The following is a 23,118-nucleotide window of genomic DNA, read 5'->3' as shown; positions in this document are numbered from 1 at the left end:
TGCTCCGGGGCCGGGAGTTCCAGCGTAGCCGGGCTTGGTGGTTTACAGCAGGGCGATGGCGTTCGCCGGCGAACCCGTGCCTCCCACGATGTTGAGCGGCTTGATGCTGACAAAGGCGTCCCAGTTTCCGGTGGACCTCATGTGCCGGGCCAACGGACCCAGTCGCCAAAGCTCACCGAGGGGCATGCCGAGTTTGGCGAGGAGTTGCTGGTGCATCATGCCGTTGTCATTCGGCGCCGTCTCCAGGAACGGGCTGCCTGCCACGGCCGGGAGGCATTCGAAGGCGAAGTTGTCGGCGGCCAGCAGCGCAATGTGGTTGTCCCACGCCCAGGCGACGAATTCCTGGGATTGTTCCACGCCTGATGCCTTCCTGCTGGTTCAGCCCAGTGGAGTCCGTCACCGACAAAGCGCTGAGGGCCGGCGTACCGGAACTCAGGCGTGCAGCGGGCCGGCTTTCGGAGCTGCTGGAAGGGTCCGTCTACTAACGCAGCAACAGTCTTCGGGCGGACATTAGCCAGTAACCTGACGACTCACTTCTCCCAAGTTCGACAAACCGCATGCGGTCGTGCCTAGCATGAATACTCCGGGTAAGCCCGGCTACGTGAACTCTTGAACGACCCCCTCGGACGGTCGGCGCCAGCGCCGGCCACGTAAAGGAGAATGCTGTGCGGGAGCCTGTAATCAACGAGAGCGCGGCAGAAGTCAGCGCTGATCCATCTGAATCACAGGAAGAACCGCAGGTAACTGAGGAAACCGCAACAGAGTCACCGGAAATCACGTTCGACGAGCAGTTCTACCCTGCGCGGCCCAAAGCGCTGAGGCCGATTGCCCGCCGTCGTCAGTTCTTTGCAGCCCGACCGTCCCTGGAGTTCGACGGACTGAACTCCACGTACGTCGATTGGCTGCGCAATCAGTCCATGCTCGGCGACGCCAACACCATGGCCCGGCAGCTTTCGGGGCAAGCCAGCATGTGGCAGAACTCCTACGCCAGGCCGAACCCGCGCTCGGCAGTGGAGCGCGCACCTGTCTGGTTCACGGCCTACCCCCTGTCCTTCATCACCAAGGACGGCCAGTCGTTCCTTTCCGCGCTCGGTGACCCTGCACTGTGGGACGCATTCAGCCAGATCGGCATCCGGGGGCTGCACACGGGGCCGGTCAAGCTTGCCGGCGGCATCCGCGGGTGGTCGCAGACACCCAGCGTCGACGGACACTTCGACCGCATCAGCATGGCGATCGACCCTGCGTTCGGCACCGAGGAAGAATTCCGGCAGATGTGCGAGGTCGCCGTCGAGCACGGCGGCACGATCATCGACGACATTGTTCCCGGGCACACGGGCAAGGGGGCTGACTTCCGGCTTGCTGAAATGAACTTCCGGGACTACCCCGGCATTTATCACATGGTGGACATCCCCGAAGAGGACTGGCACCTCCTTCCGGACGTTCCCGAGAACGAGGACTCCGTCAACATCAGTCCCGAGACGGAGAAGGCCCTCCAGCAGGCCGGCTACATCATCGGCCGCCTGCAGCGGGTCATCTTCTACGAGCCCGGCGTGAAGGAAACCAACTGGAGCGCGACCAAGGCAATCGTCGACACCACCGGCAAGAAACGCCGCTGGGTGTATCTCCACTATTTCAAGGCCGGGCAGCCGTCCATCAACTGGCTGGACCCCACCTTTGCCGGCATGCGCCTGGTGGTGGGCGATGCCCTGCATTCCCTGCTGGACCTTGGAACGGGCGCACTGCGCCTGGACGCCAACGGCTTCCTGGGTGTTGAGAAAAGCGCCGAGGAGGAGCCGGGCTGGTCCGAAGGCCACCCGTTGTCCGAGGCAGCGAACCAGCTGATCGGCTCGATGATCCGCAAAGTGGGTGGCTTCTCCTTCCAGGAACTCAACCTCACCATTGATGACATCAAGGCCCAGTCCGAGTCGGGTCCGGACCTGTCCTACGACTTCGTCACCAGGCCCGCCTACCACTACGCCCTGGTGACCGGCGATACCGAGTTCCTGCGCCTGACCTTGAAGCTCGCCATGGAGATCGGCGTCGACCAGGCGTCCTTGGTCCACGCACTCCAGAACCACGACGAACTGACCTACGAACTGCTGCACTTCGCAGCCGGCCACAGGGACGACATTTTCGAGCTTGGCGGGGAAGAACTGACGGGCGCGGAGGTGGCCGAGAAAGTCCAGGACACCCTGCGGGAGCGCCTCACAGGTGAGAACGGCCCTTACAACGCCGTCTTCACCACCAACGGCATCGCCTGCACCACCGTCAGCTTCATCATGGCCACTTTGGGGATCAAGGACCCGGACGCCATCACGGCGGAACAGGAAGGCCAGGTCCTGGACGCCCACGTCCTGCTGTCCATGTACAACGCTTTGCAGCCGGGCGTTTTCGCGCTGTCCGGTTGGGACCTCACCGGCATTACCGCCCTGGACCGCGAGACTGTCCGCGAGTTGACATCCCAGGGCGATACCCGCTGGATCAACCGCGGAGCCCACGACCTTATGGGGACCAGCCCGGACGCAAAGACCTCCTTGGCGGGCATGGCCCGGGCACGCAGCCTCTACGGCCCGCTGCCCGAGCAGCTCAAGGATCCGGCGTCCTACGCGCGGCGGCTCCAACGGATCCTCACGGTGCGGGAAGAGTCCGGGATCGCAACCAGCACGCTCCTGGATGTCCCGGACGTGTCCAACCGTGGACTGTTGGTGATGGTCAACCAGCTCGCTGACGGAGCGGTGCAAGTGACGGTCCTGAACTTCTCCGACCAGGACATCGCAGGCAGCATCCAGTCCTCGCATCTGGTGCCTGGCGCGACCGTCCACGATCTGTTCAGCGGCGAAGACGTGGGCCAGGTGGATGACCTCGGCAGCTTCTTCCTGGAACTGCGGCCCTTCCAGGGCACGGCCCTCCTGTTGAAGGATCCGGTCGCCGAGGACGAAGCTACCGAATAGGAAGCCCGACGTTCCGCGAGTTGGCATTTAGTGACAATGTTTCCCAAAAACATGGGCATTAAATGCCAACTCGCGGGCTCACCAACTCTGAACCAGGAACGCTGCACCGGTCGGAGAGCACACGCCGGGGTCCTTGGTGCCGGGCGCGAGTCCTCCTCCGAACGCAAAGTCTTCGCCCACATTGACTGCAGTTCCGTCGGGCAAAATGACTCCCGTCCCGGTGACCTGGGTTCCGAAGGGGAAGATGAGGCCCGTCGATGTTCCGTCCGGGCGGATTTCGGCGAAGCACCCTCCGCTGTTCAGGCCGAGCTTGCCTGAGTTGAGGGCATCCATGAAGACGTTGACGCCTTGATCCGTAGAGACGGCGGCCTTGTTGCCGTTGCCTCCGACGACGATTTCGGCAGCGCCCGTCGCCGCCTTGGCGCCAATAATTTCGGGCAATGATGGAGACGCGGACGATTCCGTCTCCGGTGCGGCAGCAGACGGGGTGACGGCTGGACCCGCCTGCTCATTGAGCGGCGAGGACAGGGACGACGCCACGAAAATACCGGCGAGGACTGCCGCTGCCGCCAACCCGGCCCCCGCAGCCAGCCGGAAACGTCGACGCGGGCGTCGCTGATGGAAGGCGTCGATGGAGCCGCCAGGTACGAGTTGCTCCGAGTCAGTGAACCTGACGGCAAGGCTTTTCTCCCGGCTCCGGGCCAGTTCCTCTTCCGTGACGGCCACGCCCGGATCGGCGTCCGTCAATCGTTCCAAAGCGGCCGTTTCCTCATGCCTCATCGCTGCACATCCTCTGTCTCTTGCTCTGCCCGAAGTAGTTGGCTGAGATGTCTTCGAGCCCGGTGCAGCCGCATCCTGACAGCGGTGGCCGAGACTTCGAGCAGTTCCGCAACTTCGGACGAGGTGAAGCCGTCCCAGTACGTCAGGAGGAGAACCTCACGGTCCTCGGGCTTAAGCCGGTCCAGCGCGTCCCGCACCTCGCCGTCGTCGCTAACCGGTTCCCTGGTCTGCTGCCGTTCCAGTTGCTGCGCGAGGTTCAGCGAGCGGACGGCGGAACGGTTGTGGTTGCGGAGAACATTCCGGGCAATACCGAACACGATCAGCACGGACAATTCCTGGTCCTGACGGCACTTCTCCCAGGCGATGCGGAAGACTTCGGCGCATAGGTCCTCCGCAGTGGACGGGTCCCCGGCGCGGCGTCGGAAATAGCGATAGACCTTGTCATGGCAGGCCGAGTGGGCTGCCAGGAAGTGTTCCTGTCTGGCCGGCTCCACACGATCTCCTCGGTCCGTCTGCACGCTCATACCCGGTTAATGTCCGGCAGTCAGAAGAATGTAACGGAACTTTTCAGGAAAAGCGCGACGTCGGCACTTGCGGTGAGTGCCGACGTCGCGCTTCGCCGGGTTCTGCGCGTGGAGCGACTAGTCGCCTACAGCGTCGCGGCCGCGTCGGAGGATCAACGGATCGGCCTCGAAGACCACCGTGGTGTCCTTGTCCTCGTAGTCGAACTGGTTGAGGAAGTAGCGCATTGCATTGATGCGGGCGCGCTTCTTGTCGTTGGACTTGATGGTGATCCACGGTGCGTGGTCCGAGTCCGTATGCAGGAAAGTTTGTTCCTTGGCGTCGGTGTATTCGTCCCAACGGTCCAGCGACGCAAGATCCATCGGGGAGAGCTTCCAGCGCCGGACTGGGTCGATCTGGCGGATTGCGAACCGGGTGCGTTGCTCTTGGCGGGTGACGGAGAACCAGAACTTGGTGACGTGGATGCCGGCGTCGACGAGCATCTTCTCGAAGACTGGAGCCTGGCCCATGAACGTGCTGTATTCGTCGTCCGTGCAGAATCCCATAACGCGTTCCACGTTGGCCCGGTTGTACCAAGAGCGGTCGAACATCACAATCTCGCCGGCGGTGGGAAGGTGCTGGATGTAGCGCTGGAAATACCACTGGCCCTGTTCGCGGTCCGAGGGCTTGGCGAGGGCCACGGTCCGTGCCGAACGGGGATCCAAGTGCTCGGTGAAGCGCTTGATGGTGCCGCCCTTGCCAGCCGCGTCCCTGCCCTCAAAGACAATCACGTGCTTGAGGCCACGGTCCTGGCCCCAGTATTGAAACTTCAGCAGTTCGATCTGCAGGCGGTACTTCTCAATTTCGTACTCATCCCGCGTCATGCGCTGTTGGTAGGGATAGTCCTCGTTCCACGTTTCCACTGCCGATCCACCCGGGTCGATGAGGTCCGGGTCTTCGCCTTGGCCCCCGCTGATGGTGTAGCCCAGCTCAACAAGATGGTCGATGGTCTCACGCAGGTTGTCCCTGACCCACCAATCGTCCAATGATGTGGCTGGTGGGGTTGCCTCCGACATACGGTCCTCCTGGTTTGCCTGCTGGTGCGCGGCAGCCTAGCAGTGCTTGGTGACGGGAACGTGAACGGGCCGGGAGGCGGTCAGCCGTGGTTGCGTTGGGCCTCTCTCTGTGAAAAGAGCAACCAGCTCAACCAGACCCCTGCCAGGATCGCGGCGCCAGGCAGCAGGTCTACAGGTGCGAGTTCCCGGCCAGCAGGGAGCACTCCAAAGGCAATCCAAACAGCTACGGCTACCACCGCCAGGCTGATGGCGTCCGAAATCATTACGACTGACCGGCGCCGCACAAGCTTGACCACCAACTCCCCTACCATGATCAGCACAATGGCCGCCCCCATTCCCAACGGATAGGCGCTGAAGCCCGGCACGAAGTCCTGGGTTGCAGTCCACGCCATGAAGACAAGCAGGCCCACAAACAATGCAAGGGACTTGATCAGTGAGGCAACGATGGTCATCGCTGTCATCCGACGATCCATGTCATGGCGCTTCCGGGGAATGTAATCCCACGCCCCGCGAGTGAGCTTGGCGCCGAGCCATCCCGCAATCACCACCATGATCAGCGGGACAAGAACGGGCGTAACGTAGTTGTTGCTGACGGCCCAAAAGAAGGCCAGGAGCGCGGTGTAGACCTGGGGCGTGGCAACGATTCCCAACCACCAGCCTGCCAAGAACTCCTTGCGGGCCCCTGGCAGGTCCAGGGGATGGACAAGAAATTGGGTCTGCGGGTCCGGCAAGTGGACCTTTTCTTCGATGGATTTCATGGCGTCCTCCATGGGACCTGTTCGATGTAGGGCGGACGAAGGCCTGCCCTGGCGATCTCGTATACCTTCTGACGCGCCACACCGAGCTCGCCTGCCACGGTCACAGCGCTGTATTCATCCAGGAGCTCGGCCACCGCCGCTGACCTGATTCCAGACGCCCTCGAGTTCACATGGGCCGCGAACATGCTGACTTCTGCAGACAGAAGTGCTACGGCCAATGGACCGCCGAAGGGTTCAGCCCAGCCTGCCTTGCCACTGGCCGCCGCAGCATAGAGAGCATCACCGCAGTCGGCCAGCACTGCCCTGACCTGGTTCGGTGTAATGCCTCGTTCAGCGAACCTCCTGGCTGCGATGTCGCGGGATCCGTCGTCATCAGAACGGTGGGTGAGGACGCGCAGCCATTCATTGTCGACGGCTTCGATGCCCCGCATGTCACCCCTGGGTTGACTGGTCATGCCCCCATGATGCCTGCGCTGGAACGCCAGCGTCAACCCCAGGGTGACAGGAGTGCTAGTTTGTTGGAGCAGCGAGGTTGATCCAGTAGCGACGGAAAAGGTCCCCATCGGCGTCAATTCGTGCATCTTCCAAAACCCCGCCTGCGCGTTCAATGGTCTTGGCGGAAGCGGCGTTCGAGTCATCGCAGGTCAAAAGAACGCGGTCCGGCTCTCCCTGGGCAACCAGGCGAGCACACAATTCCTGGAGAGCCCAGGACGCCACCCCTTGCCCACGTTCAGACGGTCGCACACCGTAACCGATATGCCCGCCCGAGTTCAGGAGGGCAGGGGTGAGGTGATGGCGGAACGCTATGGAGCCCACATACCGCGCGCCCTTGGTCATCCACAAATAGGTGCACGGAACAATCCCGTCCTTTTCAACAGCCCGTTCAGCGGCAAGCAACTTGCGGACCCAGGCCTCAAAACCCTCTTGACTGGTGATGTCATCGCCCGGGAACAGCCCGGTACCGTCCTGGTGGGCTCCGGCCCACTCGCTGTGGGACTCGGTAAACGACTGATAAAAGGAAGCATCCGGAGCAACAAGTGTGAGCATCACACGACTATATGCCGCTACGCCAGCCCATGCCCTCGCGGCAGTTTCCTGCCCTGCACGGCCGCGTGAGTCTTACGCAGCGCCGAGATGGACGCCTCGTACGAATGCTGGGCAACTCCCACGAAGAGGCAATCCACCACCATCATCTGGGCGATCCGACTCCCCATCGCGCCCGGCCGGAAGGGTGTCTCACGCGCTGCCGTGCTGAGCACAATATCGGCAGTCCGTCCCAACGGCGAGTCAGCATGGTTGGTGATGGCAACAGTGGTGGCCCCGGCTTCCTTGCCCGCCTTGAGGAAATCGACCGTGTCCACGGTGGTGCCCGAGTGCGAGATGCCGACGGCGACGCCAGCGCCGTCGAGAAGCGCTGCCGAGGTCAACGCCACATGCACTTCGGGCCAGTTGAAGGAGGTGAGGCCTATCCGGTGCAGCTTCTGCTGCAGGTCTTGACCGACCAGCCCTCCGGCACCCACCCCGAAGATGTCGATCTTCCGTGAGCGGGAAATGACTTCAACCGCCGAGGCGAGCTTATCGACGTCGAGCACCTGGGCGGTGTCAGCGATGGACATCGTCTCGTTGAAGGCGATTTTGGAGACGATGTCCTGCAGCGAATCAGACGGGTTGATGTCTTCATAGATCGCAGCGGGCGCGTTGCTGGCCGAACTCTCGCGAGCTGTTTCCCGGGCAAGGTCCAGCCGCAGCTCGGAGTATCCGCGGTAGCCCACTTTCCTGTAGAAGCGGACTACTGACGTGGTGGAGGTTCCGCCTTGCTCCGCAAGGTCGCCAATGGACAACATCGCAGCCCGCGAAGGGTCCGCAAGGACCAGCTCGGCAACAGAGCGCTCTGAGGGGCGCAACGCTGGCAGGGCAGCGCGGATCCGAACCAAAACAGTTCGCGATGCCTGCGTGTTCAGCTCCTGCTCCACGGCGGACTCCTTCCATCGGCTGGGCCCAAAGTACCGGGCCTGTAAATAATTTACCTAACCGCCGCAATGAAGGTAAGTCATTGACGCAGCTCCGCCGGGGGAATACGGTCGATGTTAGGAAAATCACAAAAGTTGTCAAGGAATCCCCACCTGAGCACGGCAGCACCTTTCCGAAAGGCACCCCATGAACCTCGACCGTAGAAGATTGATCCATGCCTCGGGGCTGGCCGCAGCGGCCGCCGTCGTGGCACCCTTCGCCCCAGCCGCCGTCGCCCAACCTCCAAGTACGCGTCCCGGAAAACCGGGTGTCCCCGTCAGCGGGGCCGACCTCGCCGCCGCCGATAACTGGAGCATTTTCGCCGGGCGCAAAGTAGGTGTCATCACCAATCCCACCGGCGTCCTGGCCAACTTCCGCTCCATCGTGGACGACATGGCAGACAAGGGCGTCGACGTCGGAGCAGTCTTCGGGCCCGAGCACGGCTTCCGTGGAACCGCCCAGGACGGCGGCAGCGAAGGCACCTCGGTGGACCCGCGGACAGGCATCACTGTGTATGACTCCTACGGCGCCGAAGTTGCCGACTACGTGGGCTTTTACGAAGCATCCGGAGTGGACACCATCTGCTTCGACATCCAGGACGTCGGGGCAAGGTTCTATACGTACATCTGGACCATGTGGGGAGCCATGCAGGCGGCATCCCGGACCGGCGCCACGTTTGTTGTCCTGGACCGCCCCAATCCCATCGGCGGCCAGGCGCGCGGACCGGTCCTCCAACCCGGGTTCGAGTCCGGAGTGGGACGGTTGGGCATCGCCCTGCAGCACGGCATGACGGTGGGCGAACTCGCCACCTACTTCAACGCTGTCCACCTGCCGGCCGCCGGTCTCACGCCCATCAAGGACCTTCACGTGGTGCAGGTTCAGGGCTGGCGCCGCGAAATGACCGGACCGGATAACAGGGCAGCCTGGATTCTCCCGAGTCCCAACATGCCCACGCCGGAAACCGCCACCCTGTATCCCGGCACAGCCTTGTTCGAGGCGACCAACATGTCCGAAGGCCGCGGGACCACCCGCCCGTTCGAACTCATCGGCGCGCCTTATGTGGACTACCGATGGGCCGAAGCGTTGAACGGCAAGGGTCTCAACGGCGTCACCTTTCGTGAGGCTTACTTCCAGCCCACGCTGTCGAAAAACCAAGGCCTCATCTGTGGGGGCGTGCAGGTGCACATCACCGATGCCACCCGCGTTGAAGCGCTTGAAGTGGGCACCCACATGCTGGTTGAAGCCAAGCGTCTGTACCCGGGCTTCGACTGGCGCGGCGACGGTGGCCGCTGGATGGGCCTGCTGAGTGGTTCGGCACGCTTTGCAGAACAGCTCGACGGCGGCGCTGACGCCAGGACGATCCTGGATAGCTGGCGGCAGGAACTGGGCCAGTTCGTTCGCGATACGCGCCAGTACCTCCTCTACAACGGACCACGCTAAGCACGCAGAAACACCAGCCTCAACCAACAACCAGGACGATGGGATTGGGATCCACATGCACAGAAAAGGAACTACGCTCATGACGGCGGCCGCCACGGCGCTGCTCATGACCGGCGCGGGCACCGCAGTTGCCGCCGTGCCCACCAGCACAGTGATGACGACGGCGGTCTCCGCCTCCCCGGATATCGACGCGACGATTGCGGGCATGACGCTGGACGAAAAGATTGGCCAGATGACCTGGACCCATGTCTATGGTTCGTCCGCGGATGACACGTCCATGGCGGCAAGCAACCAAGAGCGGTACGGCGTCAATACGCCCGCCGAGGTGGTGGAGAAGTACAACCTGGGCGGGGTCCTCTACTTCGCGTGGTCCGGCAACACGGCCAACCCCGGGCAGGTTGCGGGCCTTTCCAACGGCTTGCAGCAGGCAGCAGTGGGAGCAGACGGAAAAGGCATCCCGCTGGCCGTCACCATCGACCAGGAAGGTGGGCTGGTTGCCCGCATCGGCCCTCCCGCCACTGTACTCCCGGGCAACATGGCGCTGGGTGCCACCGGAGATGAGGACCTTGCCCGGGAACAGGGCGAAATCCTGGGTTCGGAGATGCGCGCCATGGGCATCAACGTGGACTTCGCCCCGGTGCTGGACCTCAACTCCAATCCGGACAACCCGGTCATCGGAATCCGGTCCATGGGTGAAGACCCCGCACTGGTCAGCAAACTTGGCGTCGCCCAGATCAACGGCATGCAGGCACACAACGTAGGGGCCGCGGCCAAGCACTTCCCCGGCCACGGCGACACCTCGGTGGACTCCCATTACGGACTGCCCACAGTTACCTACGACCGCGAAACCCTGAACAAGCACCTCCAGCCGTTCAAGGCTGCGATCGATGCCGGCGTGGACATGGTCATGACAGCCCACATCATCGTCGAGGCCATCGATCCGGACATGCCGGGCACCCTGTCCCACAAGGTCCTCACCGGGCTGCTCCGCGATGAGCTCGGCTTCAAGGGACTCGTCACCACGGACGCATTGGACATGGCCGCGATGGCCGCCGAATGGCCCCAGGAAGAAATCGCGGTGAAGGCCATTCAGGCCGGATCCGACATCCTCCTCAACTCCCCCGATGTGGATGCGTCGTTCGCTGGGGTGCGTGCCGCCGTCGAGTCCGGTGAGATCACCGAGGCCCGCCTCGACGAGTCCGTTCGACGGATCCTTGAATGGAAGGTCAAACGCGGAGTCTTCGCGCAGCCCATGGCCGACCCCGGCACCGTGGACACGCTTGTTGGCACTGCGGAAAACCTTGCCACCGCCAACCTGATCTCTGACCGCGCCGTCACGTTGGTCCGCAATGAGAACCGGGTCCTGCCGCTCAAGTCCGGCAGCTCGGTGCTCATGGTTGGTTCAGGTTCAGCGTGGCCGGAACTCGCGGGTCCCATGCTCAAAAAGCAAGGATTCACGGTCACTGAGGACTACGAGAATGGCGCTTCGCCGTCCGCGGCTTACCGCGCACGTGCGGTGGCCGCTGCCGGCGGCGTGGATGCCGTGGTCTTCGCTTCGTACAACGCCACCAGCAACGCTGCGCAACAGCAGATGGTGGCTGAGCTTGCTGCGACCGGGAAGCCGGTGATTGTCCTTGCAACCCGCAATCCCTACGACATCAACGTCTTCCCCGGTGCCGATGCCGTGCTGAACAGTTATGGGGTCAAGGAAGTCAACTTCCATGGCGCCGTCCGCGCCATTTCCGGTGCGGTTAACCCCAGCGGCAAACTGCCGGTGAACGTCCCGGAGGCCGACGGCGACGGGGTACTCCTGCCGCTCGGCTTCGGCCTCAGCTATGACACCGCGACGCCGGCAGCTGTCACCTTTACGGACCGGCCGGGCAAGGGCCAAGACGCGTACACCATCCCCGCAGTTCCGGGCGTGGCCTACTTTGTTGACGGCAAGGAGGTTGCAGCAGGGTCCTACAGGAAGCCTGCCGGTACCGTGACGGTCACGGCTGCACCTGCCAAGGGGTACATCTTCACGAATGGCGCAGTCACCGAGTGGAGCCACACCTTCACCACGGGGCTCCCCAACCCTTAGGGAAGAGCTACACCACCGGCGAGTTCATCAGTGCGACCGTGATGAGCAGGGCAATCCCGAACATCGGCAGGCAAAGAACTGCGTTGGTCAGGCGGTTGTCCCTCATCACGGCCACGAACTCACGAAGGAACGCGCTGGGCACAAAGTACCTGGCGGTCGGAGCACCCACCACCTCCGCGTTGATCTTCTGCCGACGGGACAGAAGGGCGGCGCGGAGTACGTGGTAATTGTTGGTGCACACCAGCAGCGGCCCCTGAATGCCTCTGTCGGCCAGCAACGCCACGGAGTACGCCAGGTTCTCACGCGTGGTGGTGGCTTTGTCCTCTTCCACCACGTCGCCCGGAGTGGCGCCCTTGGCCACCAGGTACTCCTTCATGGCCGAGGACTCGGGCCGTGGTTCATCCGGGCCTTGGCCCCCGGAAGGTACCAGGATGGGCCTGACCGATGTGACGCCGTCGTAAATTTCCAAAGCCTTGTTCAAGCGTGCGGCGAGCAGCGGCGGGACCTTGCCGTCAATCAAGCCGGATCCCAGGACGATCACTGCTGCGGGATTCGGGCTGAAGCGCATCTTGGAATACACCACCGCGTACCCCAGGAACACCACGAACGCGCAGCCGAGGTAGGCACAGAGGAAGAACGCGAGGGCTGCGATGCCGGCCAGTACGGGCTGCCCGCTCAGCACAAAAAGGAACGCGACCACCGGTGCGAGGAAGACCGCCATCCCCACTGCCAGCGGCAGAAAGCTGGTGATGCTCGTCCCTTCCCGGCGGACCATGGTGACGCCGTTCGCGATCAGGAAGCCGGCGAACACGAAAATGCTCACCACCGGCACCACCAACACCACAAGGTTCAGCCACTCGAACCACGGATTCAGGTCGATCAGGAAGTCCAGGAGGGCCTGCAGCAGGAACCACGTGGCTACCAGCAGGAGCACGCCGTTCCGGAGCCGGCGACGGTCCGATTGAAATGAGGCAAGGAAGAGGCCCGCGAAGAGAAGTCCTAGGACCAGGGTCAGCATGATCCAAGCCTATGCGGTGGCGCTACCGCTCACGGGGTGCCTCGTACGATTCGGGCATGAGGCCTTGGTCAGTGGCCACGTGGGTCTGCATACCGGGGACGATGTCCGAAGTCGGCATCCTCCACGAAGAGCTCTGCAAGGGCTCGGTCTCATGGAAGCGGTCCTTCGTAGGTGGCGAGGCAGGGAGTAAAAAACGTTCGACGGCGGCACTCAGGTGAGCGTCGCCGTCGAGCCTTACGTTGAAGGCAGCTGTTGCAGCCGCCACGCGATGATTTCGCGGATGAGCTCGGTGGGGAGTGGCGTTTTATGGGGCAGCTTGATGGCGTGCTCGGTGGTTCCGTAATCTGCCAGTTCCGCCGAGAAATGCGCGATCGCATCCGGCGTCGGATAGAACCCGACGTGTTGCTTTGTTCCGGTGAAGAAGAACAGCGGCTCTGTGCCGAGCTTGAAGGTGGGCATCCTCCAGCTGATCGATTCCACTGCATCATCCGGTACGGCCGTCCGGATCATTTCGTACACGGTCAGCAGCCGTTGCCGCACTTTGCCGTCGTACTGGTCGATGTACTCGCTGATCGAACCCGGTGTCATGGTGGCCTCCCCTTGAGCGATGGTGCACACCCGATCCTATTCCGTCTAGGGTGGAATGCACGGTCTCATGGAAGCCTCGGGCTACAGAACCACACTGGAGCTATTCCCAACGCCTTGATAGCTTCAAGCCCATGGCCATCAAACTTGAGAACGTCGGTATTGCGGTACGGGACATCGAAGAGACCATCGCGTTCTTCACCGACCTGGGTCTGACCGTGATGGGCCGAGACACTGTCAGCGGCGAGTGGGCCGATACCGCCGTCGGGCTTGATGGCAACCACGCGAAAATCGCGGTGCTCCAAACCCCGGATGGTCAGGGTCAACTTGAACTCTTCGAATACATCCACCCGGATGCGATCGAGACGCACCCCACCCGTCCGAACGACATCGGAATGCATCGCGTGGCCTTCTCAGTTGACGACATCGACGAGGCCCTTGCGATTGCTGCGAAGCACGGATGTACCCCCTTGCGCGGCGTGGCCACCTACGGTGACGTCTACAAGCTCACGTATCTCCGCGGGCCCAGCGGGATCCTGGTGATGCTCGCGCAGGAACTGAAGAAAGCCTGACCCCGCGGCTATCTAGCTTCCAACAATCCGCTGGGCGAAATGATCGAGAGCGGCTGCTACAGCGCCTGGATTGCTCAACGTGGCGTAGTGACCGCCAGGGATCTCTACCGGTTCGATTCCCAGCCGGTCGCGTATTTGGCGCCTCATGAACGACGGTGGAAAGAACAGATCGTCACGGCACAGAATCCCCAAGGTTGGCACGTCCGGATGCTTGCCGGGCCAAGGTCCTGCCATCCAGGCGCCTTGCTGGTCGCGCTCCCTGTCGGTGGCTTGCCTCGCCAAATCTTCAGGGACGAGATTGAAGTATGGCTCTTCGGGAATGGTCTCGCGGTCATGACCGGTGTTGGTCCACCAGTCGCCGAAGCTCTCGCCCGGCATCGGAATCATTGCCGAGAGGTACACCAAACCGTCGGAGCGGAGCTCTTCGCAGACCAATGGTGCCGTGAAGCCGCCCAGCGAGTGCCCCACCACGATGGTGCACTGAGCATCGCCAACTGCTTCCGTTACGGTACGGGCGTAGTCCTCCAGCCGCGCATCAACATCTTCGATGGGCAAGTCGACTGCCACCACACCATGCCCGGATGCTTCAAGCAGTGGGCTGACCAGATGCCAGTCCCACGCGGTGGAGCCACCACCGTGAATAAGGACGAAACCCGCCATCATGCCCCCGTTTCATGTCAGGCCTTGTGTGCTGTCACCAGCGCATCCGGCTTATTCTGAACGGCACCCGCCGCTGTTTCCACGGGTAGCCCGTTCCGAATCCAATATTCGATACCGCCGATCATTTCCTTCACGGAGTAGCCGAGTTCCGCGAAGGCAAGCGCAGCGAACGTACTGCCATTGCACCCAGGACCCCAGGAGTACACCACTATCTGCGATTCAGCCGGGATGAGGTTCGGAGCCCGCGCCGGAATCTGTGCAGTCGGCATATGTACGGCGCCGGGAATATGTCCATGGTCCCACGACGATTGCCGGCGTGTGTCAACCACCACCAGCGAGCCCGGCCCGGACTCTGCTACTTCCATGACGTCGATCTCGCACTGAAGCTTGGCGCGGAAGTATTCAGATGCAGTAATACTCATGCGAGTTTCGCCAGCTTCGCAGACGCCCGGCGGGAACCGAGCTTGGCGGAAATCCGGAGGCTCGTCTCCGCCGCCATCGGTCCGACTTCCCGGACGCGCTTGGCAGTCATACGCGACGACAAAGAAGACACGGACAACGCCGCCACCACGAGATCGTCATGACCAAAGATCGGGGCGGCTACGCAGCGAACCTCCGGCTCATTCTCACGATCGTCAATGGAGTAGCCGCGCCGCCGGATGGCTTCGAAATCAGCCCGGAGCAAGGCGGGATCCGTGATGGTCTTGTCAGTGAGCGGATGAAGCTCGGCGGCAAGGATCGGCCCCACCACTTCCTCAGGACTGAACGCGAGCATGGCCTTGCCGACGGCGGTGCAATAGGCGGGCATGGTGGCACCCACCCGCGACGCCATGCGCACCGTGGCCTCGTCCTCCACCTTGTCCAGGTAGACCACGTCGTGCCCGGAAAGCACCACCAAGTGGCACGTGCTTTCCGTGGCACGCATGAGGCTCCGGAGCTCAGCGTTGGCAACGCTGCGCAGGTCCACACGGTCAAGGTATGACTGCCCCAGCCGTAAACAGCCGTGGCCCAGACGGAACTTGCCGGTCTCGTGGTCACGCTCCAGCAGGTTTTCTTCCAGCAACGGTGCGGCCAGACGCAACAACGTGCTCTTGTTCAACCCGGAGAGCCGGGTGAGCTCCACGAGCGCAAGCCCATCACCGTTGCCCGGCTCCTCGGCCACCACAGTCAACAAAGCCAGCGCTTTGCGGAGTGATGCCGAGGAATTACGGGCATCCTTGCCTTCAGTAGTCACTCAGTTCCTCACGAGCTGCTCGGCGTCGTAATCGCGTTTCCAACCCTCCACGCCCGGCCGCTGCTGCCACGGCGCCGGACCGGACAACGGCCGGTATTCCACGCCCATGGCCTCGAGTCGCGCCAGATGTGCACCGTTGAGTCGCGTCAGGAACTCATCGTAGTCCCGGCCCTCGGGGTTGGACCAGAACACTTCTGAGATGGCACTAAGGCGCGGGTACGCAGCGAACTGCACGCGGCGCGGTGAATCCAGGTGCTCGCTCCAGATGTTCGCTTGGGCTCCCAAGAGACGGCCAGGGAAGTCCGTGCCCTCAAGGCCGGGTAGCGGGTCAAACTCGTAGACGGCCTGCAGGGTGGTCACGAAACCGACGGGTATCGGCTCGTCGTCGCCGTCGGCCTGCCGGTGGTCGAGGTAGAGCTTGTGCTCGGGGCACATCACCACGTCGTAGCCGTTGCGGAGGGCGTCAATGCCGCCTTCATATCCGCGCCAAGACGCCACGAGTGCACCGTCCGGAAGGCCGCCGTCGCCAATTTCGTCCCACACGGAGGTTGCGCGGCCGTGGCGCTGCAGGTGCAACGCCAACTGTCCGACGAACCAACTGTGAAGACCCGAGACGTCGTCCAGGCCGAGCTCGGCAGCCTTCGACTGCGCGTGGGCGCTGGCCTGCCACTGGGTAAGTGGCACTTCGTCGCCACCCAGACTTATCCACGGGGAGGGGAAGATCTCCACCACTTCGTCCAAGACGTTCCGGTAGAACTCCAGTGAAGTTTCGGACACTTCCAGGACGGTCTCGTTGATACCCCAACGTGTCCACACCTCCACAGGCGCTGAGGCCTCGGCGGAGCCCGCACCCAGCTCCGGATACGCTGCGATGGCCGCCTGGCTGTGGCCGGGAACGTCGATCTCCGGGATGACGGTAATGTGCCGGGCAGCGGCGAAAGCCACGATCTCCCGGAGATCGTCCTGCGTGTAGAAGCCGCCGTGCGGGCGACCGTCGAAAACGCCTGCACGCCAGGAACCAAGCGACGATTCACGGCGCCAGGCCCCGGTTTCGGTCAGCTTCGGGTAGCGCTTGACCTGGATCCGCCAGCCCTGATCGTCCGTCAGGTGCAGGTGCAGGACGTTGAGTTTGTGCATGGCCATCACTTCGATGAACCGGAGCACGTTGTCCTTGGGCATGAAGTGCCGCGCGACATCCAGCATGGTGCCGCGGTAGCCGAATCGCGGCTTGTCCTCCACAGAAACGCGCGGCACCGACCATCCCTCAACAGCCGCAACAGGCGCCTGCCGCAGCGCAGCCGCTCCCATCAACTGCAAGAGCGTCTGTGCACCGTAGAAAGCGCCTGCGGCACCACCCGCAGAAATCACGACGGCGTCGCTCACGTCCAGGCGATAGGCCTCGGCGTCGAGCGCGGGGTCAAGCAGGAGGCGGATGCCCGCCCCGCCGGCCGGCGCGGGAGCCAAGTCCCAACCTGTAGCAGCGCCCAAAGCCCGGGCGAGCCAGCGGCGAGGACCGCTCAGTGCGGGGTCGGCACCCAGGGTAGTGCCGGCGTCGAGCTCCAACTCGCCTGTCCCCGCGGAGAAGGCCCACGGCGCTGGGACCAACTGGTGAAGCGCGCTCATCCCTTCACCGCCCCAGCCAGTCCGGACACGAGCTTGCGCTGGACAGATACGAAGAAGATCAGCACAGGAATGGTCATGATCACCGAACCGGCCATGATGGCGCCCCAATCGTTTTGGTCGGGCTTGAAGAACGTCAGCAATGCCATGGGCAGAGTCTGGTTCTCCTGGGCGGAAATGATGAAGGTCTTGGCGAACAGGAAGTCGTTCCACGTGGAAATGAACGAGAACACCGAACATGCCACCACGCCCGGTGCCACCAACGGGAACAGGATGGAGCGGACAAACCGGAAGCTGCTGGCGCCGTCCAAACGGGCGGCCTCCTCAACTTCCAACGGAACAGCGGCCACGAAGCCCCGAAGCATCCAGATGGCGAACGGAATGCTGAACCCCACGTGGACCAGCACCAGCGAGCCCAGTTGGTTCAGGCCCACCAAGGGAATGGCTTCGCCGGCGTTACGGAGCAGGAAGAACAGCGGAATCGTCAGGGCTTCAACGGGCACCATCTGCGAGACCAGGATGATGATCAGCAGCTTGGTCCGCATCTTGAAGTTGTAGCGGGTCAACGCCACTGCCGCGAGGAACGCCAGGATAGTGGACAGCACCACCACCACCAGCGCCACAATCACGCTGTTCAGGAAGTACTGGCCAAAATTGTTGACCCCAAGGACGCGCCCGAACGAGTCCAGCGACGGTTCCAGTGTGTACGGCGCCGCGTCCCCGGCGTCGAGCGCTGTTTTGGGTTTCAGCGCTGACAGCACCATCCAGAACAGCGGGAAGGCAACGATCAGCGCGATGATGATCGCCGCAGCGTCGGCGCCAAGACGGCGCTTGCCTTGCTTGCGAAGCTTCTGCGGGGCATCAGTTGTGGCGGTTCGGCGCGAGACCGATGAAACGTCGACGGCGGTCATAGGGCTTCGCCTGTTCTCTTGAGGATCCGGAGGTAGACCAGCGTGATGACCATGAGCAGTGCCGTCATGATCACGCCGAGTGCAGAACCGAGGCCATAAAGGCTCGCAGCGAAGGCCTGCTGGTAGCCGTAGACGTTGAGCACCAGGTTCTGGCCGGCGATGCCACCACCGTTGGTCATGATGTAGATCTGCGAGAAGATCTTGAAGTTCCAGATGATGGACTGGATGGTCACCACGATCACGATTGGCCGGAGCATTGGAAGCATGATGCTGCGGGCAATCCGGGGCATGGACGCACCGTCGATCCTTGCGGCTTCAATGACCTCAGTGGGGATCGCCTGGATGCCCGCGTAGACCGTGACCAGCACGAACGGGAACGAGCACCACACCACTTCGCTGGCCACCAACCCGAACGCCGACCATTTGTCGTAAGTCCAGGAGTACCCCTCGAACTGCGTCAGACCGATGGCCACCAGCGACTTGTTGACCAAGCCCAGAGTTGGTTCGAACAGGAACAACCACACCGCGCTGCCCGTGACCGCGGGGGTTGCCCATGCGCCCAGCGACACCACGAACAGCATCGAGCGGACCCACGGGCGCAACCTCGTAGCCAGCACCGCCAGCGAACTGCCCACCAACAACGTGAAGACCACGCAGGCAGTGGCGAAGACGACCGTGTTGCCAAGGACAGTCCAGAACTGCGGATCGGCGAAGAGCTTCTGGTAGTTCTCCAAACCCACGAAGTTCAGGGGTGCCTTGCCGCTGACCTGCGCCTGGCGGTAGTCATACAGCGAGACGTTGATCAGCTGGAAGATCGGGTAGCCGAGCAGTGCAATCAGGACAATGAAGGCCGGGGCAAGGTAGAGCCAGGGCTCCAGTCCGCGCTTTCCGTTGGCGAAACGCTGGGACTTGCGTGCCGCCGTCGTCGGGCCTTTAGCTGGCGTGCCGCCTTGTGGCGCCTCGGGCAGGACGGGGGTGAGCGCTGTCATGATGTGCCCTCAGTTGGTGTTGTGGTGCCGCCTGGTGATGGAGTGCAACGCATTACTTGGATCCGAATGCCGTGTTCATGGCGGTTGCGGCCTCGGTGGTTGCCGCGTTCACGTCAGCCTTGCCCGTAACCACCTTCTGGTACATCCCCGTGAAGACACCCTGGGCGTCGATGGTGGACCAGTTTTCGGTCACCGGAACAAACTTGGTCCCGGCACCCAGAGTATTGATGAACGGTTCAACCTGCTTGTTGTTCTCCGCCACGGACTTCTGGACGTCGCTGAACGTGGGGAGGTTGCCCATGGAGTCGAACATCTTCTGCTGGTACTTCTTGCTGGCCAACAGCTTTACGAAGTCAGCCGCGAGGGTGCGGCGTTCGCTGCTGTTGAAGACACCCAGATTGTTGCCGCCGGCAAAAGCCGGCGCGATGGAACCGGCAGTCTTGCCGGGAACCGGAACCACGGCGAACTTGTCCTTGATGGCGCTGGCGGCAACAGCCTTGTAGTTGAAGTCACCGCCGATGGTCATGGCGGACTTGCCCGCGATGAACTGCTGGACGCTGGCGTTACCACCGAACTCGGCGCAGGTCTGGGCCGGGCAGATGTCGTCCTTGAGGAGGCGCGTGTAGGCCGCAACGCCTTCACGGGACTCCTTGGAATCCAGGCCGGCAACGAACGTGTCGCCTTCCTTCGTGGCGATCTCGCCGCCGTTGGCCCACAGATACGGCATGGCGGAGAACTGGGCGGCGCCTCCCACAGAGATGCCCAGCAGGTCCGGGTTCGCTGCGCGGACGGCGCGGGCAACGGTTTCTACCTCGTCCAGGGTCTTGGGAACCTCAAGGCCGAGCTGCTGCAGAAGATCAGTGCGGTAGTAGAGGGCACGGACGCCGACGAACCACGGCACACCGTAGTTCTTACCGTCGATCTCGGTGGTGTCCAGGATCTTCTGGTCCAAATCCTTGGCCTCATCCCAGGACTTGATGTCCTCGGTGACGTCCGCCAGGCCGCCGGATGCCACGTAGCTGGCCAGGTCCGTGTTACCGAACTCAGCCACATCCGGTGCGCTGGAAGGATCGTTGAAAGCAGCCTTGAATCGTTCGGCGCGGCTGTCAACGGGAATGTACTGAACGTCGATCTTGGCACCACTGTGTGCCGCTTCGAATTCAGTAACGGCTTCCTTGACCACTGCGGACTTGGGATCCTGGTTGACCTCGGAGAAGAGCCAGACGCGGACAATGCCAGTCTGCTCGTCCGAGCTGGAGGCTGCGTTGTTTGACGTGGGCGGAGCGCAGGCGGTCAATGCGAGCGCTGCGATGGCTATTGCCGCGGCGGAGCGTGCGAGTTTCAAGTGTCCTCCATGGAGAAAAGTTGGGTTCCGCGGGACTTCCCCCTCCGCGGCTATGAGACCAAACACTATGAACGCGGGAGTGTGGGCGGAAGCACATTTACCAAAAGGTTTGCAATGCAAAACAAGAATCCAATTTTTAGGCATTTTGGTCTATACCAAGGTGACTTTTGCGCCGCTTGGGCCGGCTTCCGCCTGACGTGACGCCGCCCACGCGTTGGTAGAGTGAACCATCACTTACACCGGCCGGCGCCCCGGCCGCTTCTTGGGGGATTTTGTGGACTCTCGCTCTGCCCAGCTTTCGCCTGCCAGCCTGCGGCGATATGCCGCCGTCGTTCTTGCCGTTGTCCTGGCGGCTTTCCTTCTGGTGGCGCCAAACACGCCCGCTGCGGCCGCCGATCCGCTGGTGTTTACGTTCAAGCGCACGACGCCGGACACCCTGGCCGCCGGACAGGCTGCGACCTTCGAATTCACGGCTTCGAGACCGGTGAGTCGTGTTGAGATCCGGGCTTCGGACGCCCTCGGAGACTACCGCGGCTACTTCACCGAATGGACCTCATCAAGCCCCGCGACTTCCGGCACCGTCTTGCTGCAAGTGCCGGCGGAAAAATGGCCGGACGGGAAAGCGACCATCCAAAACGTTGGGGTCGAGGTAGCGGGAATGCAGTACCCAATCTCCTTCCTGCGCGAGGGAGCGGTCTTCTCCTATGGAACACCGGGCGGCGGAGCGAATTCCCTAGGGCACCTTTCGGCCTTCGACTTCACCGTCTCCAATCCAGCGCTTCCCCGGAGGGCTCCCGCACTTACGGCTCTTTCCGGGCCCTCCAACCCGGTTTTGCCAGGACACAACGCTTCCGTGCAGTTCGCCCTAAGCCTCCCCGCCCAAGAAGTTGAGTTGCGCTATATCAACGACTCGGGGCAGTCCGGACCGTCCGATGTCCTGCTCACCTGGACCGGTCCGGCGTCGACTACTCCAGCCAGCGGCACAGCCACTGGCCCCATCACGACAGCGACGTTCGACGGCGGGTACACACTTGCGCGGGTACGGGTCACCTACCTGGGCAGTTCCTCTGTCACCTACTACCGGGATGGCCGCTACGACGGGTTTGAGAAGCCTTACCCGGAAACCTGGGTGGCCCTGGGAGGCGGAGACTTCCAGGTACTTAATGCACACAAGGTCCTCCAGCCGGTTTCCTTCCCCTCCGGTGTCAGGATTGCCACCGACTTCCAACTCGGAACGTATCCAACTGCCGACGTCGGAGCTGTGGAACCCATCGATGCCAAACTCAAATACGAATGGTTCAAGGACGGCCAGCCTGTAGAGGAGTTCTACGATGGCACTCCACTACTCGCCGAAACCAATGGTGGCTCCGTCCTGACCCTTCGGGTCACCGGCAGTGCCACCGACAGGCTACCCGCCACCGTCATGTCAGCTCCGATCGGCCCCATGCCGCGGCGGCTCAACACCGAGCTCATGTTCATGCGGGGCAAGGCATCCCTGGGCGGGCAACTGTTCCCCGAGTGGTCGATGCCTCCCACCGTCTACCCTGAGGGCGGCACCCCCACTTACACATATGCCTGGAAACGGGACGGTGTACTGATTCCGGGCGCTAACAACGCCATTTACACGGTCGCCAAAGCCGACCTCGGACGTACGCTGACGGTGGATGTCACGGTCATGTACGAACCCCTGACGCAGAAAACGGTCAGCGCCGATGTCCCCGTTCCGCTCGCACCTCGCGGCGAGGGCTTCAACTCAGACCGGACCGCGGATATTTTTGCCCGCACATCCTCAGGCGACCTCCTGCTGTACCCCGGCAATGGCAAGGGCGGCTGGCTCCCCGCACAGACAATCGGCCGCGGTTGGGGCATCTTCGACACGCTTTTGGCACCAGGCGACTTCGACGGCGACGGCGCCACTGATGTGATCGGCCGTGACAGCGCTGGCCGTTTGTTCCTGTACTCCGGCAACGGCTCCGGAGGCTGGAAGGGCAGCCGCCAGATCGGTCAGGGGTGGCAGGGCTTCAAGGAGATCGTGGCACCCGGGGACTTCAACCGTGACGGAGCCAACGACCTCTTGGCCAAGGACAGCGCAGACCGCCTGATTCTTTACCCCGGCGACGGGGCAGGCGGATGGCGCTTGCCGGTCACCGTGGGCTGGGGATGGGGTGGATTCTCCCGCCTCATCACCCCGGGGTGGTGGACCGGATACCACGAGACAAACATCCTGGCTCAAACGACGTCCGGCGAACTCAAGCTCTACTACGGGCTCAGCGAGGGGTTTGCTGACATGCCGGTCAGTACCGTCGGTTGGGGCTGGAATTCGGCCGTCAGGGCAGGTGGACCCGGCGACTTCAATGGCGACGGCAGCCCCGACGTCTTCGGCGTGGATGCCAACGGCACCATGACTATGTACTGGGGTAACGGGACCGGCATCAACGGATGCGGTCTGGGCTGCGGCGCCTGGAAGGGATCGTCCGCCGTCGGCTGGGGCTGGGGCGGCTTCACGGCGGTCTTCTAGGCACGTGGTCCAGGCGCTGGGTGGTCATTACGACACCCAGCGCCTTCTTGGTATTGATACCCCCCAG

General features: G+C 62.7%; 21 protein-coding genes and 2 pseudogenes. 6 read left to right on the top strand and 17 right to left on the bottom strand.

The features are described from left to right. Window positions 1-42 precede the first annotated feature (42 nt). Window positions 43-375 (bottom strand): annotated as a pseudogene (locus tag ACR30Z_RS12510) (cyclase family protein); the annotation flags it as partial. Window positions 376-380: 5 nt separating this feature from the next. On the opposite strand from ACR30Z_RS12510, the pseudogene ACR30Z_RS12505 reads away from it, so the two are divergent. Together ACR30Z_RS12505 and treS are read left to right on the top strand one after the other, a co-directional pair. Further along, window positions 381-485 (top strand): annotated as a pseudogene (locus tag ACR30Z_RS12505) (IclR family transcriptional regulator); the annotation flags it as partial. A gap of 180 nt (window positions 486-665) precedes the next feature. Further along, a complete protein-coding gene (gene treS / locus ACR30Z_RS12500; RefSeq protein WP_434372837.1) occupies window positions 666-2,951 on the top strand; it encodes a maltose alpha-D-glucosyltransferase in 2,286 nt (761 codons plus the stop codon). Window positions 2,952-3,029: 78 nt separating this feature from the next. On the opposite strand, the gene ACR30Z_RS12495 is transcribed toward treS, so the two are convergent. The 7 genes from ACR30Z_RS12495 to ACR30Z_RS12465 form a co-directional block, all read right to left on the bottom strand. After that, entirely contained in the window at window positions 3,030-3,731 is a 702-nt protein-coding gene (locus ACR30Z_RS12495; RefSeq protein WP_434372835.1) for a hypothetical protein, read from the bottom strand. Then, complete coding sequence (locus ACR30Z_RS12490; protein ID WP_434372834.1) at window positions 3,728-4,225, bottom strand: RNA polymerase sigma factor; 498 nt, start codon at window positions 4,223-4,225, stop codon at window positions 3,728-3,730. The genes ACR30Z_RS12495 and ACR30Z_RS12490 overlap by 4 nt, the downstream gene beginning before the upstream one ends. 147 nt (window positions 4,226-4,372) lie before the next feature. Further along, on the bottom strand, window positions 4,373-5,308 hold the full coding sequence (ppk2, locus tag ACR30Z_RS12485) for a polyphosphate kinase 2 (protein ID WP_434372833.1): 936 nt from the start codon (window positions 5,306-5,308) through the stop codon (window positions 4,373-4,375). Window positions 5,309-5,388: 80 nt separating this feature from the next. Then, window positions 5,389-6,066: a hypothetical protein gene (locus ACR30Z_RS12480; RefSeq protein ID WP_434372831.1), complete on the bottom strand. Its 678-nt coding sequence runs from the start codon at window positions 6,064-6,066 to the stop codon at window positions 5,389-5,391. Further along, window positions 6,063-6,521, bottom strand: a complete 459-nt coding sequence (locus ACR30Z_RS12475; protein WP_434372829.1) for a hypothetical protein — start codon at window positions 6,519-6,521, stop codon at window positions 6,063-6,065. Before ACR30Z_RS12475 ends, ACR30Z_RS12480 begins: the two co-directional genes overlap by 4 nt. A 55-nt stretch (window positions 6,522-6,576) precedes the next feature. Then, window positions 6,577-7,113: a GNAT family N-acetyltransferase gene (locus ACR30Z_RS12470; protein ID WP_434372828.1), complete on the bottom strand. Its 537-nt coding sequence runs from the start codon at window positions 7,111-7,113 to the stop codon at window positions 6,577-6,579. A gap of 17 nt (window positions 7,114-7,130) precedes the next feature. Then, window positions 7,131-8,039, bottom strand: a complete 909-nt coding sequence (locus ACR30Z_RS12465) for a MurR/RpiR family transcriptional regulator (protein ID WP_434372827.1) — start codon at window positions 8,037-8,039, stop codon at window positions 7,131-7,133. Between the two features lie 184 nt (window positions 8,040-8,223). On the opposite strand from ACR30Z_RS12465, the gene ACR30Z_RS12460 reads away from it, so the two are divergent. Further along, the gene (locus ACR30Z_RS12460) at window positions 8,224-9,516 is read left to right on the top strand and encodes an exo-beta-N-acetylmuramidase NamZ family protein (RefSeq protein ID WP_434372826.1); all 1,293 of its coding nucleotides are present in this window, start codon (window positions 8,224-8,226) and stop codon (window positions 9,514-9,516) included. Window positions 9,517-9,595: 79 nt separating this feature from the next. Next, window positions 9,596-11,599 (top strand): glycoside hydrolase family 3 N-terminal domain-containing protein, encoded by a 2,004-nt coding sequence (locus tag ACR30Z_RS12455; RefSeq protein WP_434372824.1) that lies wholly within the window; start codon window positions 9,596-9,598, stop codon window positions 11,597-11,599. A 7-nt stretch (window positions 11,600-11,606) separates the two neighbouring features. On the opposite strand, the gene ACR30Z_RS12450 is transcribed toward ACR30Z_RS12455, so the two are convergent. Next, window positions 11,607-12,617: a YdcF family protein gene (locus ACR30Z_RS12450; protein WP_434372823.1), complete on the bottom strand. Its 1,011-nt coding sequence runs from the start codon at window positions 12,615-12,617 to the stop codon at window positions 11,607-11,609. A gap of 234 nt (window positions 12,618-12,851) precedes the next feature. Beyond that, a complete protein-coding gene (locus ACR30Z_RS12445) occupies window positions 12,852-13,205 on the bottom strand; it encodes an iron chaperone (RefSeq protein ID WP_434372821.1) in 354 nt (117 codons plus the stop codon). A 131-nt stretch (window positions 13,206-13,336) separates the two neighbouring features. Here ACR30Z_RS12445 and ACR30Z_RS12440 point away from each other — a divergent pair, with 131 nt between their 5' ends. Beyond that, complete coding sequence (locus ACR30Z_RS12440; RefSeq protein ID WP_144648808.1) at window positions 13,337-13,774, top strand: VOC family protein; 438 nt, start codon at window positions 13,337-13,339, stop codon at window positions 13,772-13,774. 12 nt (window positions 13,775-13,786) lie between these two features. On the opposite strand, the gene ACR30Z_RS12435 is transcribed toward ACR30Z_RS12440, so the two are convergent. Genes ACR30Z_RS12435 through ACR30Z_RS12405 form a run of 7 tightly spaced genes read right to left on the bottom strand, consistent with a single transcriptional unit; the run spans window position 13,787 to window position 20,533 of the window. Next, the gene (locus tag ACR30Z_RS12435) at window positions 13,787-14,437 is read right to left on the bottom strand and encodes an alpha/beta fold hydrolase (protein WP_434372820.1); all 651 of its coding nucleotides are present in this window, start codon (window positions 14,435-14,437) and stop codon (window positions 13,787-13,789) included. 14 nt (window positions 14,438-14,451) lie between these two features. Further along, window positions 14,452-14,856, bottom strand: a complete 405-nt coding sequence (locus ACR30Z_RS12430) for a rhodanese-like domain-containing protein (protein WP_434372819.1) — start codon at window positions 14,854-14,856, stop codon at window positions 14,452-14,454. Beyond that, the gene (locus tag ACR30Z_RS12425; protein WP_434372818.1) at window positions 14,853-15,668 is read right to left on the bottom strand and encodes an IclR family transcriptional regulator; all 816 of its coding nucleotides are present in this window, start codon (window positions 15,666-15,668) and stop codon (window positions 14,853-14,855) included. Before ACR30Z_RS12425 ends, ACR30Z_RS12430 begins: the two co-directional genes overlap by 4 nt. Continuing rightward, a complete protein-coding gene (locus ACR30Z_RS12420; RefSeq protein WP_434372817.1) occupies window positions 15,669-17,291 on the bottom strand; it encodes a beta-N-acetylhexosaminidase in 1,623 nt (540 codons plus the stop codon). Beyond that, window positions 17,288-18,199 carry a carbohydrate ABC transporter permease gene (locus ACR30Z_RS12415; protein ID WP_434372815.1) on the bottom strand — a complete coding sequence of 304 codons (912 nt, stop codon included), beginning with the start codon at window positions 18,197-18,199 and terminating at the stop codon, window positions 17,288-17,290. Before ACR30Z_RS12415 ends, ACR30Z_RS12420 begins: the two co-directional genes overlap by 4 nt. After that, the gene (locus ACR30Z_RS12410; RefSeq protein ID WP_144648813.1) at window positions 18,196-19,188 is read right to left on the bottom strand and encodes a carbohydrate ABC transporter permease; all 993 of its coding nucleotides are present in this window, start codon (window positions 19,186-19,188) and stop codon (window positions 18,196-18,198) included. The genes ACR30Z_RS12415 and ACR30Z_RS12410 overlap by 4 nt, the downstream gene beginning before the upstream one ends. Window positions 19,189-19,240: 52 nt before the next feature. After that, window positions 19,241-20,533: an extracellular solute-binding protein gene (locus ACR30Z_RS12405; protein WP_434372813.1), complete on the bottom strand. Its 1,293-nt coding sequence runs from the start codon at window positions 20,531-20,533 to the stop codon at window positions 19,241-19,243. A gap of 274 nt (window positions 20,534-20,807) precedes the next feature. Here ACR30Z_RS12405 and ACR30Z_RS12400 point away from each other — a divergent pair, with 274 nt between their 5' ends. Beyond that, on the top strand, window positions 20,808-23,051 hold the full coding sequence (locus ACR30Z_RS12400; RefSeq protein ID WP_434372812.1) for an FG-GAP-like repeat-containing protein: 2,244 nt from the start codon (window positions 20,808-20,810) through the stop codon (window positions 23,049-23,051). The last annotated feature ends 67 nt before the right edge of the window (window positions 23,052-23,118 follow it).

This window comes from Paenarthrobacter sp. FR1, assembly GCF_051106045.1.
GTDB lineage: Bacteria > Actinomycetota > Actinomycetes > Actinomycetales > Micrococcaceae > Arthrobacter > Arthrobacter nitroguajacolicus_A.
The sequence above is the reverse complement of the archived record's forward strand: the minus strand, read 5'-3'. Positions and strand labels throughout refer to the sequence as shown.

Bases quoted from the DNA above. Each gene is read 5' to 3' on its own strand.
- ACR30Z_RS12450 (WP_434372823.1), bottom strand. From the start codon at position 12,617: ATGCTGACCCTGGTCCTAGGACTTCTCTTCGCGGGCCTCTTCCTTGCC.
- ACR30Z_RS12415 (WP_434372815.1), bottom strand. From the start codon at position 18,199: ATGACCGCCGTCGACGTTTCATCGGTCTCGCGCCGAACCGCCACAACT.
- ACR30Z_RS12410 (WP_144648813.1), bottom strand. From the start codon at position 19,188: ATGACAGCGCTCACCCCCGTCCTGCCCGAGGCGCCACAAGGCGGCACG.
- ACR30Z_RS12495 (WP_434372835.1), bottom strand. From the start codon at position 3,731: ATGAGGCATGAGGAAACGGCCGCTTTGGAACGATTGACGGACGCCGAT.
- ACR30Z_RS12470 (WP_434372828.1), bottom strand. From the start codon at position 7,113: ATGCTCACACTTGTTGCTCCGGATGCTTCCTTTTATCAGTCGTTTACC.
- ACR30Z_RS12420 (WP_434372817.1), bottom strand. From the start codon at position 17,291: ATGAGCGCGCTTCACCAGTTGGTCCCAGCGCCGTGGGCCTTCTCCGCG.
- ACR30Z_RS12435 (WP_434372820.1), bottom strand. From the start codon at position 14,437: ATGATGGCGGGTTTCGTCCTTATTCACGGTGGTGGCTCCACCGCGTGG.
- ACR30Z_RS12460 (WP_434372826.1), top strand. From the start codon at position 8,224: ATGAACCTCGACCGTAGAAGATTGATCCATGCCTCGGGGCTGGCCGCA.
- ACR30Z_RS12480 (WP_434372831.1), bottom strand. From the start codon at position 6,066: ATGAAATCCATCGAAGAAAAGGTCCACTTGCCGGACCCGCAGACCCAA.
- ACR30Z_RS12430 (WP_434372819.1), bottom strand. From the start codon at position 14,856: ATGAGTATTACTGCATCTGAATACTTCCGCGCCAAGCTTCAGTGCGAG.
- ACR30Z_RS12440 (WP_144648808.1), top strand. From the start codon at position 13,337: ATGGCCATCAAACTTGAGAACGTCGGTATTGCGGTACGGGACATCGAA.
- ppk2 (WP_434372833.1), bottom strand. From the start codon at position 5,308: ATGTCGGAGGCAACCCCACCAGCCACATCATTGGACGATTGGTGGGTC.
- ACR30Z_RS12475 (WP_434372829.1), bottom strand. From the start codon at position 6,521: ATGACCAGTCAACCCAGGGGTGACATGCGGGGCATCGAAGCCGTCGAC.
- ACR30Z_RS12445 (WP_434372821.1), bottom strand. From the start codon at position 13,205: ATGACACCGGGTTCGATCAGCGAGTACATCGACCAGTACGACGGCAAA.
- ACR30Z_RS12455 (WP_434372824.1), top strand. From the start codon at position 9,596: ATGACGGCGGCCGCCACGGCGCTGCTCATGACCGGCGCGGGCACCGCA.